The sequence below is a fragment of the Polaromonas sp. P1_G2 genome (assembly GCF_056405515.1).
In genome coordinates this window covers 1-2148 of the sequence record NZ_JBFUBY010000453.1, presented here as the reverse complement: position 1 = coordinate 2148, position 2148 = coordinate 1, and the positions used below count along the sequence as shown (strand labels likewise).

Annotated in this window: 3 protein-coding genes; all 3 read right to left on the bottom strand. The window is 62.0% G+C overall.

Annotated elements, in window-relative coordinates:
• Window positions 1–28 precede the first annotated feature (28 nt).
• Genes AC1D0P_RS25085 through AC1D0P_RS25075 form a run of 3 tightly spaced genes read right to left on the bottom strand, consistent with a single transcriptional unit; the run spans window position 29 to window position 1666 of the window.
• Entirely contained in the window at window positions 29–361 is a 333-nt protein-coding gene (locus tag AC1D0P_RS25085) for an energy transducer TonB (protein WP_477679217.1), read from the bottom strand.
• 29 nt (window positions 362–390) lie between these two features.
• Window positions 391–1014 (bottom strand): isochorismatase family protein, encoded by a 624-nt coding sequence (locus AC1D0P_RS25080; RefSeq protein ID WP_477679216.1) that lies wholly within the window; start codon window positions 1012–1014, stop codon window positions 391–393.
• Between the two features lie 28 nt (window positions 1015–1042).
• Complete coding sequence (locus AC1D0P_RS25075) at window positions 1043–1666, bottom strand: TetR/AcrR family transcriptional regulator (RefSeq protein ID WP_477679215.1); 624 nt, start codon at window positions 1664–1666, stop codon at window positions 1043–1045.
• Window positions 1667–2148: the final 482 nt, after the last annotated feature.

Here is a 2148-nt window from a genome sequence, read left to right as displayed (position 1 = left end):
CCGCCTTACCCGTACCCCGTTGAATCGCTCATTTCAAGGCGTACTCGATCGGCAGGGTTACCCACGAATCCACGGCGCGGCCCCAGCGGGTTCGTGCGGGGTTGAATTTGAATTGCTTCATGGCCGCCACCGCAGCAGCATCCAGCCTGTCAAAGCCTGAACTTTTGTGAAGCCGCACCTCGCCAGGTTCACCGCTCGCCAGCACCCGCACTCGTAATATCACACGGCCCTGCTCCCCAAGACGCCTGGAGACGGCGGGATATTCAGGACTGGGTGAACTTGCCTGGCTCACAGGCTGCACGATTTCGCCGGTGGCGCAGCCCGCAAGGAGTGTAAAAAGAAGAAGCCAGAGTATGCGCATGGTGTGGGCAGCTTGAAAGCCGGCCCGCCTCACTTCACCAGCCCCAGCACATCCTTGAACGCCTCATGCTCGGCCGTGCGCAGCCACTCAAACGCCACCATCTCGGTGGTCACCAGTTCGGCGCCGTTGCCGGCCAGGCGGTCAAAGGCGGCGTCGCGGTTGCGTTCGGTGCGCGAGCTGCAGGCGTCGGTCACGACCCAGACCTCGAACTCTTCTTCCAGCAGATCGAGCGCGGTCTGCATCAGACAGACATGGGCTTCGCAGCCGGCGATGACGATGGTGCTCCTGCCCTCCTCCGGCTCGGGCGCGGGTTTTTGCAAATGTTTGGGCAGGCTGCGGGCGTTGCCGCCGGCCTGCGCCTTGCGCACGGGCGGGCGCAGCAGGTCGACGAGGCCGTCGGCGACGGCGCTGAAGGACATCTTGTCCAGCGTGCGGCCGCCGGCGGCGGCGATGGCGGCTTGCAGCTCAGGCGCGAGAGGGCCCAGCGAGCCGGGGTTTTCGGCCGTACCCCAGACCGGCACCTCCAGCAGTTTGGCCATACGCGCCAGCTTGAGTGCATTGGCCAGCACCAGGCTGTTTTCAAAAATGGCGGGCATGAGGCGGGACTGGTAGTCCACCAGCACCAGTTGGGAGTCGTCGGCATCGAGCAGCATGGAAATTCCTGGAAAAAATAAAAGCGGATCAGGCCGGGGCGTAGCGCAGGCGCTCCACCAGCGTGATCAGGTAGGCGTCAAACAGCAGCGTCGCGTCCTGGCCGAACATGCGTATGCGCCCGGTGTGCTGAAGCAGCAGCAGGCCCACGCCGTGGGAGAACAAAGCCGTATTTTCACGCAAGGCGTCTTCGGCGTTCAAACCCATAGCCTGCAACGCGCCTTCGCACGGCCGCAACGCGTCGTGCAGGCGGTCATTGAGATGGAAGTTCAGCTCGGCCGTGAGCCCGCGCGGGCGCATGCCCTGCATCAGGTAAAAGCCCAGGTCCAGGTCGCGCGGGTTGGCCGCGAAAAAACCGAACCAGGCGCCGGCCTTGGCCTCCAGCAGGTCGGCCGGCTCGGTGCAGCCTGTGCCGGCCCCATGCACCGCGGCATTCAGGCGCTCCAGCGACTCGGCCAGCAAGGCGCCATAGATCGCCTCCTTGCTTTCGAAGTAGGAATAAATGGCGCCGGCGGTGTAGCCGGCCTCCTTCGCGATTTCACGGATGCTGGCGCCCTCCATGCCCAGGCGCTCGAACACCGCGCGGGCCGCGTCCAGCACGCCCCTTCGGCGTGAATCGCTTTGGGCTTGTTGGCGGTCTAGTCGGGCTTGCATTTGTCAAATGTAAAGGCAAGCCTTGCCGGGGTTTTGGTGAAAATTAACGGATGTTTTTTATTTTGAACGTTGTTAGATATTTGGAAGATATTTAGAACTTTTTTGATGGCTTGAGGTGTTTTTGGCGAGTGCGCTCGCTGCTGAGGCTTGCTGGCCGGGGATTGCCCGGCAGCAAGTAACTTTCTTTTGCTTCGCCAAAAGAAAGTAAGCAAAGAAAAGGCGACCCGCAGTCTGGGTCCCTACGCTTCGCTACGGGCAACCTGCGGTGCTCGACTACGGCGGGGTCTCGCGCAAACTCGCCTTCGGCTCAAACAAGCGCGATCCCTGATCCGCCTACGTCTGCGCTCCTCGGCCCAGCCAGGACGGGGCAATCGGGAACAGGAGCGGGGACAGAAGACAAAGAACAAACCAAGACAACAAGGACTCGCCACGGCGAGTCCTTGTTGTTTTCGGTATTTGGATTTGGTATTCCTTCCCCACCC